The 16,430-nt window shown below is 58.7% G+C and carries 13 protein-coding genes; 2 read left to right on the forward strand and 11 right to left on the reverse strand.

Going from position 1 to position 16,430, the window contains the following annotated elements; translation table 11 throughout:
* Positions 1–167 precede the first annotated feature (167 nt).
* From csrA to ACTH3D_RS04240, 7 genes are all read right to left on the reverse strand, one after another.
* Complete coding sequence (gene csrA, locus ACTH3D_RS04210; protein WP_441665577.1) at positions 168–356, reverse strand: carbon storage regulator CsrA; 189 nt, start codon at positions 354–356, stop codon at positions 168–170.
* A 209-nt stretch (positions 357–565) separates the two neighbouring features.
* Positions 566–1,816 carry an aspartate kinase gene (locus ACTH3D_RS04215; RefSeq protein ID WP_441665579.1) on the reverse strand — a complete coding sequence of 417 codons (1,251 nt, stop codon included), beginning with the start codon at positions 1,814–1,816 and terminating at the stop codon, positions 566–568.
* Between the two features lie 125 nt (positions 1,817–1,941).
* Positions 1,942–4,548, reverse strand: a complete 2,607-nt coding sequence (gene alaS / locus ACTH3D_RS04220) for an alanine--tRNA ligase (protein ID WP_441665581.1) — start codon at positions 4,546–4,548, stop codon at positions 1,942–1,944.
* Between the two features lie 295 nt (positions 4,549–4,843).
* Positions 4,844–5,311 carry a regulatory protein RecX gene (locus ACTH3D_RS04225; protein ID WP_441665583.1) on the reverse strand — a complete coding sequence of 156 codons (468 nt, stop codon included), beginning with the start codon at positions 5,309–5,311 and terminating at the stop codon, positions 4,844–4,846.
* A gap of 9 nt (positions 5,312–5,320) precedes the next feature.
* Positions 5,321–6,391, reverse strand: coding sequence for a recombinase RecA (recA, locus tag ACTH3D_RS04230; RefSeq protein WP_441665585.1), 1,071 nt, complete (start codon positions 6,389–6,391; stop codon positions 5,321–5,323).
* Between the two features lie 169 nt (positions 6,392–6,560).
* A complete protein-coding gene (locus ACTH3D_RS04235; protein WP_441665587.1) occupies positions 6,561–7,070 on the reverse strand; it encodes a CinA family protein in 510 nt (169 codons plus the stop codon).
* 66 nt (positions 7,071–7,136) lie between these two features.
* Positions 7,137–7,295: a YqaE/Pmp3 family membrane protein gene (locus tag ACTH3D_RS04240; RefSeq protein WP_441665589.1), complete on the reverse strand. Its 159-nt coding sequence runs from the start codon at positions 7,293–7,295 to the stop codon at positions 7,137–7,139.
* A gap of 246 nt (positions 7,296–7,541) precedes the next feature.
* Between ACTH3D_RS04240 and mutS the strand changes: the two genes are divergently transcribed.
* Positions 7,542–10,148 carry a DNA mismatch repair protein MutS gene (gene mutS, locus ACTH3D_RS04245; RefSeq protein ID WP_441665591.1) on the forward strand — a complete coding sequence of 869 codons (2,607 nt, stop codon included), beginning with the start codon at positions 7,542–7,544 and terminating at the stop codon, positions 10,146–10,148.
* A gap of 188 nt (positions 10,149–10,336) precedes the next feature.
* Entirely contained in the window at positions 10,337–10,660 is a 324-nt protein-coding gene (fdxA, locus tag ACTH3D_RS04250) for a ferredoxin FdxA (protein ID WP_441665593.1), read from the forward strand.
* A gap of 308 nt (positions 10,661–10,968) precedes the next feature.
* Here the strand turns inward: fdxA and eno are convergent, their stop codons facing one another.
* From eno to ACTH3D_RS04270, 4 genes are all read right to left on the reverse strand, one after another.
* The gene (gene eno, locus ACTH3D_RS04255; protein ID WP_441665595.1) at positions 10,969–12,261 is read right to left on the reverse strand and encodes a phosphopyruvate hydratase; all 1,293 of its coding nucleotides are present in this window, start codon (positions 12,259–12,261) and stop codon (positions 10,969–10,971) included.
* A 44-nt stretch (positions 12,262–12,305) separates the two neighbouring features.
* On the reverse strand, positions 12,306–13,154 hold the full coding sequence (kdsA, locus tag ACTH3D_RS04260) for a 3-deoxy-8-phosphooctulonate synthase (protein ID WP_441665597.1): 849 nt from the start codon (positions 13,152–13,154) through the stop codon (positions 12,306–12,308).
* Between the two features lie 5 nt (positions 13,155–13,159).
* Positions 13,160–14,815, reverse strand: coding sequence for a CTP synthase (locus ACTH3D_RS04265; protein WP_441665599.1), 1,656 nt, complete (start codon positions 14,813–14,815; stop codon positions 13,160–13,162).
* Positions 14,816–14,974: 159 nt separating this feature from the next.
* The gene (locus tag ACTH3D_RS04270; RefSeq protein ID WP_441665601.1) at positions 14,975–16,393 is read right to left on the reverse strand and encodes an FAD-dependent oxidoreductase; all 1,419 of its coding nucleotides are present in this window, start codon (positions 16,391–16,393) and stop codon (positions 14,975–14,977) included.
* Between the last annotated feature and the right edge of the window lie 37 nt (positions 16,394–16,430).

Below are 16,430 nucleotides of genomic sequence, written 5' to 3' on the forward strand. Positions count from 1 at the left end.
AACCCTATACTCCCTTAGCAGGGGAGCGCCTTCAGCCACTCGGCCACCTCTCCTTCGACACGGTGCGTATCCTACCGATACGTAAGGGCTATGTCCAGCCTGAGCAGCAATTTTTATATCCCTGATGCTGTCCCACTGCGCTAGCCTCGACCTGCCTGACGTTTACGCTACTCTCCACCTTCATCTTCGGACCTTTCACGCTTGATCCGCTCATAGATCTCTTCACGGTGGACGGCCACATGCTTGGGAGCATTGACGCCAATCCGCACCTGGTTTCCCTTGATCCCAAGCACAGTCACGGCGACTTCATCTCCAATCATCAATGTCTCGCCGATACGGCGGGTTAGGATGAGCATGACTGATCTCCTTTTCAGACGGCTAGCGCAAAACTCGTTTACGACATTTCATGACAACGAAACGCCCAGTTCATCATTTTTTACAATAACAGGGCAACCATGACACCCGAAAAGCGCAGCAATTGGAAGCCTTGCAGCACAATTTACAGGCATTTTATTCGCCAGTTCAGCCCATGGCGCCCCGTGATGTGTAAAAAACAGCACCGCCCCTACTCGTGCTCAACCTCGGCTTTATCGAGCCCGAAAGCGGTGTGCAACGCACGCACCGCGAGCTCCATCTGCTTTTCATCGATGACAACGGAGATCTTGATTTCAGACGTAGAAACCATGCGGATGTTGATGTTCTCTTCAGACAACACACGAAACATCTTGGACGCCACGCCAGCATGAGAGCGCATCCCCACACCCACCAGCGAAACCTTGGCGATATTTTCATCGCCCTTGACCTCACCCTCACCGAGGTCCGGCAGCACCTGCTCCTCCAGGATCTTCAAGGTCTGACGATAATCACCCTTACCCACGGTGAAGGTGAAGTCGGTGTAGTTGCCGGCCGGGGCCACGTTCTGCACGATCATGTCGATTTCTATATTGGCATCGGCAATCGGGCCAAGAATCCGCGACGCCACACCCGGCACATCAGGAGTATTGAGCAGGGTCAGCTTGGCCTCATTGGCGGTGAAGGCGATACCGGAGATCAGCGGTTCTTCCATGGAATCCTCGTGTTTGTCGGAGTCTGCAACGATCAGGGTGCCGGGGCCGTCCTCAAAACTGGACAGCACACGCAGCGCAACGTTGTACTTGCCGGCGAATTCGACGGCACGAATCTGCAACACTTTGGAGCCAAGGCTTGCCAGCTCCAACATTTCTTCCACGGTGACTGTCTCCAGGCGCTGCGCCTTGGAGCAGACCCGCGGGTCGGTGGTGTAAACACCATCTACATCAGTATAGATCTGACACTCATCGGCCTTGAGGGCAGCTGCCAGGGCGACACCCGTGGTATCTGACCCGCCCCGCCCCAGCGTGGTGATGTTGCCGTCAGTATCGACCCCCTGGAAACCCGCCACCACGACCACCTTGCCACCATCGAGGTCTTCTCGCATTTCATCAGTTTCGATTCGCTGGATACGCGCCTTCGTGTGCGAACTGTCTGTCAGGATTCCAACCTGGGAGCCGGTGTAAGACGTGGCCGGCACTCCCAACTTATGCAGCGCCATGGCCAGCAGCGATATGGTGACCTGCTCGCCAGTCGACACCAGCATGTCCATCTCACGGGGTGTGGGGGCATCGTTGATTTCGTTAGCCAGCGCAATCAGCCGGTTGGTCTCGCCGCTCATGGCTGACAGCACCACCACAACCTGATGACCAGCGTCACGAAAGTCTTTGACTCTCTCTGCGACGGCCTTGATACGCTCGACCGAGCCTACCGAAGAGCCGCCGTATTTCTGTACGAATAGTGCCATAACCTGTTTTTCCCTCGTGCAGCGGGTCCTTTCGGTACCCATGAGTGAAAATAAAATTCGCGTAAGCTGCATTCACTAGGGCCGGGGAAAACCGACCCAGTCGACACAAGCTCCTGTAATCAGTGCTACAGCTGGCTTTCTACCCAGCCAGGTACGCTACCCAGTGCGTCAGCCAACCCGGCCACGTCGCTGCCACCGGCCTGGGCCATATCAGCACGCCCCCCGCCCTTTCCGCCTACCTGGGACGCCACATGATTGACCAGCGCACCAGCCTTGACCCGCGCAGTCAGGTCATCCGTTACCCCAGCAATTAGGCTGACTTTGCCCGCAGACTCATCGGCCACGCCCAATACTATAATGCCAGAGCCAAGCTGACTCTTGAGCTGATCCAGCAGGCCGCGCAGCTCTTTACCCGAGACACCCTCAAGCCGTTTTGCCAGCACCTTGATGCCCTGAACATCCTGAGCCTCACTGACCATATCGCTACCTTCTGCTCTCGCCAGTTTGGCCTTGAGCTGCTCGACCTCCTTTTCAAGGCGACGACTGCGCTCCACCAGTGACTCGACACGCTCTTCAACCTGGTCCGGTTTGACCTTGAGCCGCGCGCCGATGCGGGCCACTCGAGCTTCCTGCAGGCCAAAATGGTCCAGTGCCGCCTGGCCAGAAATGGCTTCAATACGACGCACGCCACTGGCAATACCGCTCTCGGCAACGATATGAAAGCAGCCGATATCGCCGCTGCGTGTCACATGGGTACCGCCGCACAGCTCTATCGAAAAGTCATCGGCACCAATGGTCAGCACGCGAACGCTGTCGGCGTACTTGGCCTCGAACAGCGCCGCCGCACCCCGGGCCTTGGCTTCATCCAGTGTCATCGACTCGATCTGCGTTTGCGCATTGGCCAATACCTGCTCATTGACCAGGCGCTCTATCTCCTCAAGCTGCGCGGTAGATACAGGCTCAAAGTGACTGAAGTCAAAGCGCAGTCGCTCTGAGGTCACCAGCGAACCCTTCTGCTGCACATGATCCCCCAGCACCATGGTGAGCGCCTTGTGAAGCAAGTGCGTCGCTGAGTGGTTCCGCACAATGGCTGCCCGCAGGCCCGGATCAACTTTTGGCGTAACCGCAGCACCCACTTTAAGCTCACCCTCAAGCAGGCGACCCTGGTGCAGGTGATGGCCGCCCTGTTTCTGCGTATCTTCGACAGCAAAGCGTCCGTTTGCTGTCTCAAGATAACCGGTATCCCCAACCTGGCCGCCAGACTCACCGTAAAACGGCGTGCGATCCAGCACCACCACGCCCTGCTGGCCCGGCGCCAGGCTGACCAGCGCATTGCCCTCGCTGTCAGCAATTGCGGTCACTGTGGCGCTGTCTTCCAGCTGCTCATAACCGCTAAACAGTGTCTCCCCGTCGAGCTTAAGAGCAACGCCATAGTCCGCGCCAAACTGGCTGGCGGCGCGGGCCCGATTCCTCTGCGCTTCAAGCTCGCGTTCAAAGCCCAGCTCATCGAGTGACACCTCGCGCTCACGACACACGTCTGCTGTCAGATCAAACGGAAAACCATAGGTATCATACAGTTTGAAGATGGTTTCACCGGGCAGGATGTCGCCCTTGAGCGCAGACAGCGCCTCCTCAAGCAGCTTCATCCCGTTATCCAGGGTACGGGCAAACTGCTCTTCTTCCTTGAGCAGCACACGTTCGATCTGGTCACGAGCGCTACGCAATTCCGGGTAGGCCTCGCCCATCTCAGCGTCCAGCGATGCCACCAGCTGATGAAAGAAGCTGCCCGTTGCACCGAGCTTGTGGCCGTGACGGATGGCACGACGAATGATTCTCCGCAGCACGTAGCCACGCCCTTCATTGGACGGCAAGACGCCGTCCACGACCAGGAAGGAGCAGGAGCGAATATGATCGGCAATCACGCGCAACGAGGGTGTACTGGTATCGGTATGCCCAGTGGCTTCGGCCGCCGCCGCTAGCAGGTTCTGGAACAGGTCGATCTCGTAATTGGAGTGCACACCCTGCATGACCGCAGCGACACGCTCGAGTCCCATGCCCGTGTCAATCGACGGCTTGGGCAAGGGGTTGAGATTACCCTGGGCATCGCGATCGAACTGCATGAACACCAGGTTCCAGATCTCGATATAGCGGTCACCATCCTCCTCCGGGCTGCCTGGTGGGCCGCCCCAGACCTCAGGGCCATGATCATAGAAGATTTCAGAGCTCGGCCCGCAGGGGCCGGTATCGCCCATCTGCCAGAAGTTGTCTTCATCGAGGCGCGAGAAGCGCTCTGGGTCGATGCCCATCTCGTCTTTCCAGATACGCTCGGCCTCATCATCGCTGATGTGCACGGTGACCCACAGCTTTTCCTTGGGAAGCCCCAGTTCTTCGGTCAGGAACTTCCAAGCAAACTGGATCGCCTCACGCTTGAAGTAATCGCCAAAGCTGAAGTTACCCAGCATCTCGAAAAAGGTGTGATGACGCGCGGTGTAGCCCACATTGTCCAGGTCATTGTGCTTGCCACCAGCGCGCACGCAGCGCTGTGATGACGTTGCGCGCACGTAGCTGCGCGGGTCGCGCCCCAGGAAGACATCCTTGAACGGTACCATCCCGGCATTAGTGAACAGCAAGGTAGGGTCGTTACCCGGGACGAGCGAACTGGAAGGCACAATGGTATGCCCCTGCTGCTCGAAAAAGTCCAGAAAGGCTTGTCTGATAGCTGCGCTTTTCATGAAATGTCCGTGGCGAAAGGCATGGGGGCTGGATGTCAGTCCGGGCCACCCGAGAACAGGAGAAAGCACTCGATAATACAGGCGAACGCTGAAGGGCCCGCGACTGAAAGCCGGTCAACCTTGAATACAGTGTTGACGCCACTGCAGGATGCCGGGCAAACCGAAAGGACTAACCCGCTAAAGAAAGAAGGATGGCCCAGTGCTTGCTTCGCAAAGGGCGCTATTATAACGCAGTCGCGGCCGGACTACAGGGGGCGATTGAGATGGCAACGAACGCGACAGCCAGTATACCGGCTCAGCTGTCGTCCCAGGCATGGCTCATGGCATGACGCAGTTGATCAAAATCAAAGCCGCGCCCGACCAGAAAGCGCTCGCGACGCGCACGGTCTTTCAGGGTATCTCCCGGATCGGCAAAGCGACGCGCCAACACCTCTGACGCCAGCTCAAACCAGTCCACTTCGACCTCGACAGCTTGCAGCGCCTCACTGATCAGCGCCCTGCCGACGCCGCGCTGGCCAAGATCCGCACAGATGCGCCTTGGTCCTTGGCCGCGCAATACCCGCGAGCGCACGAAGCTCTCTGCAAAGCGGGAATCACTTTGCAGGTCCAGCTCGACCAGTGAGTCCAGGCAGGCTTCAATCGCTTCAGCAGCGTGCCCCTTAGCACTCAACCGCTGCCAGAGCTCTGCTCTGGAGTACTCGCGACGCGCCAGAAAGCGAATGGCATCATCGCGAGGTAACGTAGTCGCTGAGCACACGTTCAACACACCGCGTTACAGCAGGTCGCCACTGCTTTGTTCATCGGCTGCCTCGGCCTGTTCCGGCTCAGCACTTTCCGGCTTGGTATCCGGCTGGGCCAGCAGCTGGGCACGAATACCCGCTTCGATTTCTTCCAGTATCTTGGGATTATCCTCAAGATACTGGGCAGAGTTGGCCTTGCCCTGACCGATCTTGTTGCCTTTATAGCTGTACCAGGCGCCAGACTTTCCGACCAGGTCACACTGCACCCCCAGGTCGATCACTTCACCGGCGTGATAGATGCCCTTGCCATAGAGAATCTGGAACTCAGCCTGGCGGAACGGCGGTGCCACCTTATTCTTGACCACTTTGACCCGGGTTTCGTTGCCGGTCACTTCATCGCCTTGCTTGACCGAGCCGGTACGCCGGATATCCAGGCGCACACTGGAATAGAACTTCAGCGCATTACCACCGGTGGTGGTCTCGGGGCTGCCGAACATGACGCCAATCTTCATGCGGATCTGGTTGATGAACACCACCAGACAATTGGCATTCTTGATGTTGCCGGTAATCTTACGCAGCGCCTGGGACATCAGGCGCGCCTGCAGGCCAACGTGGGCATCGCCCATTTCGCCTTCAATTTCGGCCCGCGGCGTCAGCGCGGCTACCGAGTCGATGATGATCACATCAACACCACCGGAGCGCACCAGCATGTCGCAGATTTCCAGGGCCTGCTCACCAGTGTCAGGCTGTGAGACCAGCAGGTCATCCAGATTGACACCCAGCTTCTCAGCATAACTCGGGTCCAACGCATGCTCAGCGTCAATAAATGCACATACCTTGCCCTGCTTCTGGGCCTGGGCAATCACCGACAGTGTCAGCGTTGTCTTTCCCGACGACTCCGGGCCGAAAATTTCCACCACCCGCCCCATGGGCAGACCACCAATGCCAAGGGCAATATCCAGCCCCAGCGAGCCGGTGGAAACCGATGGCATGACCACCCGCGGCGCGTCACCCAAACGCATCACGGTGCCCTTGCCGAACTGGCGGTCGATCTGCGAGAGCGCTGCATTCAGCGCCTTGGTGCGATTGTCATCCTGAGCCATGGTGACCTCCTGGAATAGCCGCCGCAAACGGCAGTAACTTAGCGGATCTGGACCGGCAGAAGCGCCAGCCCAACGCTGTATGGTTGAACAGTAGTATGGCGAAAAAAAATGCCCTGCGCCAGTCCTGTGAACTCAGTGCCGTGAACAGAACTTCACTCGAGAGGCCGGATCAGTCATCAAGGCAGGTCAGCAGCATCGCCAGCGACAGCTTTACCGCCTGCTGACGCACCGCCGCCCGATCGCCCAGCAGATGAAAGCACTCAGCTTTCAAGTCCCCCAGAGCGCCCCAAGCAAACCATACCGTGCCGACCGGCTTGGCCTCACTCCCCCCATCCGGACCAGCCACCCCGCTGACAGCAACCCCCAGATGCGCCCCGCTGTCCCGGCAGGCACCTTCTACCATGGCCAGCACAACCTCTCGACTAACCGCGCCATGAGCCTCCAGCAGCGCCGGTGAAACGCCCAGCAGACGCGTTTTGGCAGTATTGGAATAGGTGACATAGCCGGTGTCAAACCAGCTCGAGCTACCGGCAATGTCTGTTATCGCACTGGCCACACCTCCGCCGGTACAGGACTCCGCGCAAGTCACTTCACGCCGAGCAGCAAGACACTTCTCACCCAGCTGCTGGGCCAATGCTTCAGCGCCCAGCTGCGACAACGACTCTATGGTATGCGGCACTCAGCACCTCCCAAAATGGCTGATAATAGCGATTGACTGGTGGCACCCCGGCGCCGCGCTAAATCATCAGCGCCTGGCGATGATCCACACCGCATGAACAATACCGGGAATATATCCCAGCAGTGTCAGCAGTATGTTGACCCAGAACTGCAGTCCCAAACCGACCTGTAGGAATACACCCACCGGCGGCAGAAGAATGGCAAATACCAAACGTACAATATCCATGGCTGTCGCTCCTGTGTAGTCCAAGCATAGAGGTAACGATCAGAAGCCGCACTGTGCTGACTTCTGGCACAGGGTATGGGACAGGATGCATCAGTAACGGTTCAGTTGACGGGTTCAGGCCCGGCCGTCAGTACATGATATGCTGCGGACATCATCTTTCTCATGGCCAGTGGCCTGCCTGCAGAGCCAAGGCTTCAGGCCCGGCCCAAATCCTGCTTTAAGCCCCGGAACAACGAGCGATATCCCATGAACGACCTGGCCTCTCCTGCCAAGCCGACACATACTCCTATGATGGTTCAGTACCTCAAGATCAAGCACGACCACCCCGAGGTCCTGCTGTTCTACCGCATGGGCGATTTCTATGAACTGTTTTACGATGATGCCAAACGTGCAGCTGCCCTGCTTGATATCACCCTGACAAGCCGCGGCCAATCCGGTGGGCAACCCATCCCTATGGCCGGTGTGCCTTACCATAGCGCCGAAGGCTATCTGGCCCGCTTGGTTCAGGCCGGTGAGTCCGTGGCCATCTGCGAGCAGATTGGCAACCCAGCAACCTCCAAGGGCCCAGTGGAACGCAAGGTCGTTCGTATTGTTACCCCCGGCACCCTGCATGACGAGGCCCTGCTCGACGCCCGCCGCGACAACCTGCTGGTAGCCATTCATGCCACAGCTGACCGCCATGGCTTGGCCTGGCTGGAGCTGTCCAGCGGACGCTTCAGCGTGCTGGAACTCAGCGATGAAAGCGAGATGCTTTCTGAGTTAGCCCGACTCGACCCTGCTGAATTGCTGGTTGCAGAAAGCTTTACCCTACCTGCCGCCCTGCGCGACCGCCGTGGACTGAAACGCCAGAGCGACTGGTTGTTTGAGCAGGACAGCGCCAACCGCCTGCTGTGCGACCAGTTTGGCGTCCAGGATCTGCGCGGCTTCGGCTGCGCGCACCTGAGCGCTGCAGTGACCGCCGCCGGTGTGCTGATCGACTATGCCCGTGACACCCAGCGCTCACGGCTACCCCACGTGACCGAGCTGAGCGTTGAGAACCGCGACGAGGCCGTGGTAATCGACACCGCCAGCCGCCGCAATTTAGAAATCGACAGCAACCTCGGTGGCGGAGCTGACAATACCCTGGCCAGTGTGCTGGATACTGCCAGCACCGCCATGGGCTCACGACTCCTCAAGCGCTGGCTGAACCGGCCACTGAGGGACCTGGCTCACATCAGAAACCGTCAGGCCGCGATTGCCGCCTTGCTTGATCACGACGGATTTTCCAACCTGCGCGAACTACTCAAGGGTATCGGCGATGTGGAGCGCATCCTTTCCCGGGTGGCGCTCCACAGCGCCCGCCCCCGCGACCTCGCACGGCTGCGTGATGCCCTGGCCATTCTGCCGGCACTCCACGACGCGCTGGCACACTATTGCCATGCAACGGACCACGGCGGTAGCACCTTGCTGGACGACCTCAGGCCAAGAGTTCAGCCCTGGCCCGAGCTCAGTGACACCCTAGCCCGCGCGCTGATCGAGAATCCACCGGTGGTACTGCGTGACGGCGGCGTGATTGCCGACGGCTTCGATGCCGAGCTCGACGAGTATCGCGGCCTGGTCGAAAACGCTGGGGACTATCTGATCGAGCTTGAGCAGCGCGAACGCGAACGCACGGGGCTGAGCGCACTCAAGGTGGGCTACAACCGCGTGCATGGCTACTACATTGAAATTTCCAGGGCCTTCTCTGGCGATGTGCCGGTTGACTACATCCGCCGCCAGACGCTCAAAAATGCCGAGCGCTTTATCATCCCCGAACTCAAGGAATTCGAAGACAAGGCACTGTCAGCCAAGTCCCGCGCACTGGCCCGGGAAAAGCTGCTCTATGACGGCCTGCTCGACACCCTGAACACCGAGCTTCAGGGCCTGCAGACCTGCGGTCGCGCCTTGGCTAGCCTCGACGTATTGGCGACCTTGGCCGAGCGCGCCCAGGCGCTGGAGTTCGTGGCACCATCGCTGTCGGAAACACCCGGCATCGATATCCGTGGCGGACGCCACCCTGTGGTTGAGCAGGTCAGCGACACTCCCTTCGTGCCTAACGATCTGATCATGGACGACCAGCGCCGCATGCTGATCATCACCGGACCCAACATGGGCGGTAAGTCGACTTACATGCGCCAGGCGGCACTGATCACCCTGCTCGCCCACACCGGCAGTTTCGTACCCGCCGAAGCCGCCACTATCGGGCCGGTAGACCGCATCTTTACCCGAATCGGTTCATCAGACGACCTGGCCGGAGGACGCTCCACGTTTATGGTGGAAATGACCGAAACTGCCAACATCCTGCACAACGCCACCGAGCAAAGCCTGGTGCTGATGGACGAAATCGGTCGCGGTACCAGCACCTTCGATGGCCTGTCGCTGGCCTGGGCAAGCGCCGAATACCTGACCCGAAGCCGTTCCTTCACTCTATTTGCCACCCACTATTTTGAAATGACCGCACTGCCCGAGCAGCTGGATGGCGTGGTCAACGTGCACCTGACCGCCGCCGAGCACAATGATGGCATTGTTTTCATGCATCGCGTGGAGGATGGCCCTGCAAGTCAGAGCTACGGACTTCAAGTCGCCATGCTAGCTGGCGTACCTAAAGACGTGATTGCCCGAGCCCGTGAAAAGTTGCACCAACTGGAGCAGCTAGAAATCGACCAGAGTCAGCACGGCATTGGCTGCCGAATGACACCTGATACGCCACAGCAGAGCGACATGTTCGCCAGTGCTCCGCACCCGCTGATTGAGGGATTGATCGGGCTGCCACTTGACGATATGACGCCGCGTCAGGCGCTGGAATGGCTGCAAGACTGGAAAGAACAGCTATAGAAAAAATCATCGTGCTGCGACACTCTGGCGCCTGAAGACACTTGCCCGGCAACACGCGGGCGTCTAAAATAAATCCAGAACAAAACACTGGAATAAAAAATCATATTCTTATTCCATAAAAGCATAACTTAGGCTTGCCTGCTGCCGGGCAAGTCCATCGAATACCGGACCCCACAAGGAAGAGCCACATGACATTCGTCGTCGTCGACAACTGTATCAAGTGCAAATATACCGACTGTGTCGAAGTCTGCCCCGTGGACTGCTTCTACGAAGGCCCGAACTTTCTGGTGATACACCCCGACGAGTGCATCGACTGTGCACTTTGTGAGCCTGAGTGCCCAGCCGAGGCCATCTACTCAGAAGACGAGCTGCCGGATGGCCAGGAAGTCTTTATTGAGCTCAACGCCGAGCTTGCCGAAGTGTGGCCCAACATAGCCGAAAAGCAAGATCCCCTGCCCGATGCCGAAGAGTGGGACGGCAAGCCTGACAAGCTGAAGTATCTGGAGCGCTGATCCAGCAAGTCACCACACAACCGATAGCCAAAGCTATCGGTTTATTTCATGCAAAAAAAAGCGGCCCGAAGGCCGCCTGCGTCCTGCACTCCCTTGAGCGAATCCTTCGCCCGACTCCCTGGTGACTTCCAGCTCAGAACCAACATCCTGTCACACTGAGCGCACCTCTTACTCTTGCAGAACTCTTGCAGAAGACCTGATGATGTCTTACCTGCTGCATATATTATTGCAGCAGATGATGCAACATGACAGGCAGCAACAGTGAACAATATACACATGGCGCAAGAGTCAAGGAGCATTATCTTTCACTACTGCCCTTTAATGGCACTGCGACCTGGGTAGCCTGCGCGGTCACCCAGCTCACTTTCAATTGCCAGCAAACGATTGTACTTGGCCACGCGATCACTGCGACATAGCGAGCCGGTCTTGATCTGGCCTGCCGATGTACCCACCGCTAGATCAGCAATGGTGGTGTCCTCGGTCTCACCGGAACGGTGCGAAATGACCGCCGTAAAACCGGCGTCCTGAGCCATGCGGATGGCTTCCAACGTCTCGGAAAGCGAGCCGATCTGGTTGAACTTGATCAGAATCGAGTTACCGATACCTTCATCGACACCACGCTTGAGAATCCGGGTATTGGTCACGAACAAGTCATCACCCACCAGCTGCACCCGGTCACCCAGTTTGTCGGTCAGCATTTTCCAGCCGTCCCAATCGGACTCATCCATACCGTCCTCGATGGAGACAATCGGATACTCATCGCACAGGCCAGCAAGATACTCGGTAAAGCCAGCGGCATCGTATTCTTTGCCTTCGCCAGACAGCGAGTAACGGCCATCCTTGTAGAACTCGCTGGATGCGCAGTCCAGTGCCAGGGTCACGTCACGATCCAACGCATAGCCGGCATCAGACACCGCCTGCTTGATCACAGCCAGCGCTTCGGCGCTGGACGACAGGTTCGGCGCAAAACCGCCCTCATCACCTACCGAGGTGGAAAGCCCGCGATCCGACAGCACCTTCTTCAGCGCATGGAAAATCTCGGCACCCATACGCAGACCTTCACTGAAGTTCGCCGCGCCCACCGGCTGAACCATGAACTCCTGAATATCCACGTTGTTGTCGGCATGCTCACCACCATTGATGATATTCATCATCGGCACCGGCATCAGGTACTCACCCGGCTTACCGTAAAGCTCGGCGATGTGTGCATAGAGTGGCATACCTTTGGCCTGGGCTGCAGCGTGAGCGGCTGCCAGCGAAACGGCAAGAATCGCGTTGGCGCCCAGCACTTCCTTGTTGTCAGTGCCGTCCAGCGCGCACATGGCCTCATCCAGGCCGCGCTGATCCCGCGCATCCATGCCCAGCAGTCGCTCGCGAATTCGAGTATTAACCGCCTCCACAGCCTTGAGCACGCCCTTGCCTAAATAACGCGACGTGTCGCCATCGCGCAACTCCAGCGCTTCGCGGGAACCCGTGGATGCACCACTGGGCGCACAGGCAGTACTGCTGGCACCACTTTCCAACCGTACTTCGGCCTGGATGGTCGGATTGCCGCGGGAATCGAGCACCTCAAGGGCGCGAATATCAACGATTTTAGTCATTTTTATCGTCCTTATTAATTGCAAAGCAAAAACTCAGACCGCCCTCAGGAAATCTCCAGAGGCGCAAAACTTTTTACCAGCGCATCAATGGCCTTGAGCTGAGCCAGAAACGGCTCAAGCTTAGCCAGTGGCAGGGCACAAGGCCCGTCGCACTTGGCGTTGTCAGGGTCCGGATGAGCTTCCAGGAAGAGCCCGGCCAGACCCACCGCCACACCTGCGCGGGCAAGTTCAGCCACCTGCTCACGACGCCCGTCGGCACTATCAGCGCGACCACCGGGACGCTGCAGGGAGTGCGTCACATCAAACAGCAGCGGATAGCCGGTCTGCTTCATGTCACCAAACCCAAGCATATCGACAACCAGGTTGTTGTAGCCAAAGCTCGAGCCGCGCTCACACAGCAACAGGCGCGAGTTACCCGCTTCTTCGAACTTGCCCAGAATATGGCGCATCTCGTGGGGCGCCAGAAACTGCGGCTTTTTGATATTGATTACCGCACCAGTCTGCGCCATGGCGACCACCAGATCCGTCTGGCGCGCCAGAAAGGCCGGCAGCTGGATCACATCCGCCACTTCAGCGGCAACTGCCGCCTGGGCTGGCTCATGCACATCGGTAATGATCGGCACGCCGAAGCGCGACTTGATCTCGGCAAGAATCTCCAGCCCCTTGTCCAACCCGGGGCCGCGATAGGAATGCATCGAGCTGCGATTCGCTTTGTCAAAACTGGCCTTGAACACATAGGGGATGCCGAGGCGAGTAGTCACCTCGACATACTGCCGGGCCACATCAAGCGCCAGCTCACGGGACTCGAGCACATTCATGCCGCCAAACAGCACCAGCGGCAGCTGGTTGCCCACCCGGATACCGGCAAACTCAACCATACGCTCGGCTGTCATCGTCGTTACTCCTGAGGACTGGCATGAGCTCGGTTGCGTACCGCCTTGTGCTCAAGCGCCGCATTGATGAAGCCGGTAAACAGCGGATGGCCATCTCGCGGCGTCGAGGTAAACTCAGGATGGAACTGACAGGCCAGGTACCAGGGATGATCGGGCAGCTCGACCATCTCCACCAGAGAGTTGTCGGCACTGCGCCCAGACACCACCAGACCGGCTTTCTGCAGCTCATCAACAAACTGATTGTTGACCTCGTAACGGTGGCGGTGGCGCTCAACGATCTCGTCACGGCCATAGGCCTCACGGGCCTTTGAGCCCGCCGTCAGGCGGCATACCTGCCCGCCCAGACGCATGGTGCCGCCAAGATCCGAGGCCTCATCGCGCAACTCGATCTTGCCCTCTGGGCTGATCCACTCGGTAATCAGGCCGACTACCGGATGCAGAGTGCCGTGGGTGAACTCGGTGGAACTGGCATCCTCCCAGCCCATAACGTTTCGCGCAAACTCGATCACCGCCACCTGCATGCCAAGGCAGATGCCCAGATACGGAATGTTGTTCTCGCGGGCGAAACGCGCAGCAGCAATCTTGCCTTCCACGCCGCGCTCGCCAAAACCGCCGGGTACCAGAATGGCGTCTTTGTCCGCCAGACGCCCAGTACCATGATGTTCGATATCTTCCGAGTCAATATAGTCGACGTTAACCTTCACACGCGTCTGGATACCAGCGTGAGTCAGCGCTTCGTTCAGCGACTTGTAGGCGTCGAGCAGCTCCATGTACTTGCCAACCATGGCAATATTGATCGACTTGAGCGGATTCAGCTTGGCATCCAGCACATGCACCCATTCGTTCAGGTCGGCCGGCTCTGCTTCGAGACGCATCTTCTCGCAGACGATTTCGTCCAGACCGTGCTCGTGAAGCATCAGCGGAATACGGTAGATGGTATCGGCGTCGCGCAGCGGTACCACCGCTCGCTCTTCAACGTTGGTGAACAGCGCAATCTTACGCCGCTCGGTGGCTTCCAGCTCCACCTCGCTGCGACAGATCAGGATATCGGGCTGAATACCGATGGTGCGCAGCTCCTTGACACTGTGCTGGGTTGGCTTGGTCTTGGTCTCACCGGCGGTCTTGATATAGGGCACCAACGTCAGGTGCATGAAGAGTGCACGGCTGGCTCCCAGCTCGCTTCGAATCTGACGGATCGACTCCAGAAACGGCAGTGATTCGATATCACCTACGGTGCCACCGATTTCCACCAGCGCCACGTCAAAGCCTTCGCCACCTTCATACACTCGACGCTTTATCTCGTCGGTAATATGCGGAATCACCTGCACAGTACCACCCAGGTAATCACCGCGCCGCTCTCGGCGCAGCACATGCTCATAGACACGGCCGGTGGTGAAGTTGTTGCGCTGGGTCATCCGCGTGCGAATGAAGCGTTCGTAGTGGCCAAGATCCAGGTCCGTCTCGGCGCCATCTTCGGTGACGAACACCTCGCCGTGCTGGAAAGGGCTCATGGTGCCCGGGTCCACATTGATGTAAGGGTCAAGCTTGAGCATGGTGACCTTGAGGCCGCGGGCCTCGAGAATCGCCGCCAGCGAAGCCGATGCAATGCCCTTGCCAAGAGAGGACACAACGCCGCCGGTCACGAAGATATATCGTGTCATGGAGAACCTGTCGAAACATGATCGGTAGGCCCGGCAGAAAGCCGCGCCAGGATGGGACGATAGGATAGCAGGCTGCGACCTTAGGCTCAATTTTGATCGCCACACCCCTGACCCTGCTCCGGGCCTGGGTTGAAAAGCGAGGGCTCAATGCACCAGAGATCACACACCCAGGTAGTCGAGAATTCCTTCCGCCGCCTGACGGCCCTCATGGATTGCAGTAACCACCAGATCCGAACCGCGCACCATGTCGCCACCGGCAAACACCCTGGCATTGCTGGTCTGAAAGGCGAAGTCGCCGCGCTCGGGGGCCTTGACCCGCCCAAGCTCATCCAGGTCGATGCCGAAGGCCTCGAACCAGGTCGCCGGGCTCGGCTGGAAACCGAAGGCAATCACTACCGCATCGGCGGGAATAAACTCATCGGAGCCCGGCACCACCTCAGGGCGCTGCCGTCCGTTTTCGTCCGGCGCGCCGAGACGCGTACGCACCACCTTGACGCCCTCGACTTGCCCTTCGCCCACCACCGCCACGGGCTGGCGATTGAACAGAAACTCGACGCCCTCTTCCCGGGCATTGTTTACCTCGCGCCGCGACCCCGGCATGTTGACCTCGTCGCGACGATAGGCACAGGTCACGTTCAAAGCACCCTGTCGAACCGCGGTCCGGTTACAGTCCATGGCAGTATCACCGCCACCCAACACCAACACCTTCTGCCCCTTGAGCGACACATAGTCCCCGATCGAAGTTTCAACGCCCAGGCAGTGATTAGCGTTAGCGATCAAGTAGTCGAGCGCCTTGTGAACCCCGGGCAAATCCTCACCGGGGAAGCCGCCCTTCATGGCAGTGTAGGTACCCATGCCGAGAAACACCGCATCAAACTCCTCAAGCAACGTCTCGAAGGCAATATCGCGCCCAACCTCCACGCCGAGACGAAACTCCATGCCCATTTCCTTGAACACCGCACGGCGGCGCTCCATCACAGTTTTCTCGAGCTTGAACTCGGGAATGCCGAAGGTCAGCAGCCCGCCGATCTGCGGGTGCCTGTCGAACAGCACCGGCGTGACGCCGTTGCGCACCAGGATGTCAGCGCAGCCGAGCCCCGCCGGTCCGGCACCCACGATAGCTACCCGTTTACCGGTCTTGATCACCTGGCTCATGTCCGGCCGCCAGCCCATGGCAAAGGCGGTATCGGTGATGTACTTCTCGATCGAGCCGATGGTTACCGCCCCAAAGCCGTCATTAAGTGTGCAGTCTCCTTCGCACAGCCGGTCCTGGGGGCAGACCCGTCCGCACACCTCAGGCAAGGAGTTGGTGAGGTGCGAAAGCTCGGCGGCCTCGAGAATACTGCCCTCGCTGACCAGCTGCAGCCAGCTGGGAATATAGTTGTGCACTGGGCACTTCCACTCGCAGTACGGATTGCCGCAGTGCAGACAGCGATGGGCCTGAGCCGCTGCCGACTGGGGCTCATAGGGCTCGTAGATTTCGGCAAACTGCCGAACGCGGCTGCGCGCCGGCTTCTTGGCCGGGTCCTGGCGTCCTACATCAATAAATTGAAAATCGTTGTTCAGGCGACTGGCCATGCGCTGGCTCCTTGACTGAGTGCGGAACGGGACATCG

Source organism: Halomonas sp. (assembly GCF_052095765.1).
In the GTDB taxonomy this organism is placed as follows: domain Bacteria; phylum Pseudomonadota; class Gammaproteobacteria; order Pseudomonadales; family Halomonadaceae; genus Halomonas.

Bases quoted from the DNA above. Each gene is read 5' to 3' on its own strand.
- eno (WP_441665595.1), bottom strand. From the start codon at position 12,261: ATGACTAAAATCGTTGATATTCGCGCCCTTGAGGTGCTCGATTCCCGC.
- recA (WP_441665585.1), bottom strand. From the start codon at position 6,391: ATGGCTCAGGATGACAATCGCACCAAGGCGCTGAATGCAGCGCTCTCG.
- mutS (WP_441665591.1), top strand. From the start codon at position 7,542: ATGAACGACCTGGCCTCTCCTGCCAAGCCGACACATACTCCTATGATG.
- kdsA (WP_441665597.1), bottom strand. From the start codon at position 13,154: ATGACAGCCGAGCGTATGGTTGAGTTTGCCGGTATCCGGGTGGGCAAC.
- fdxA (WP_441665593.1), top strand. From the start codon at position 10,337: ATGACATTCGTCGTCGTCGACAACTGTATCAAGTGCAAATATACCGAC.
- alaS (WP_441665581.1), bottom strand. From the start codon at position 4,548: ATGAAAAGCGCAGCTATCAGACAAGCCTTTCTGGACTTTTTCGAGCAG.
- ACTH3D_RS04240 (WP_441665589.1), bottom strand. From the start codon at position 7,295: ATGGATATTGTACGTTTGGTATTTGCCATTCTTCTGCCGCCGGTGGGT.
- ACTH3D_RS04265 (WP_441665599.1), bottom strand. From the start codon at position 14,815: ATGACACGATATATCTTCGTGACCGGCGGCGTTGTGTCCTCTCTTGGC.
- csrA (WP_441665577.1), bottom strand. From the start codon at position 356: ATGCTCATCCTAACCCGCCGTATCGGCGAGACATTGATGATTGGAGAT.
- ACTH3D_RS04270 (WP_441665601.1), bottom strand. From the start codon at position 16,393: ATGGCCAGTCGCCTGAACAACGATTTTCAATTTATTGATGTAGGACGC.
- ACTH3D_RS04215 (WP_441665579.1), bottom strand. From the start codon at position 1,816: ATGGCACTATTCGTACAGAAATACGGCGGCTCTTCGGTAGGCTCGGTC.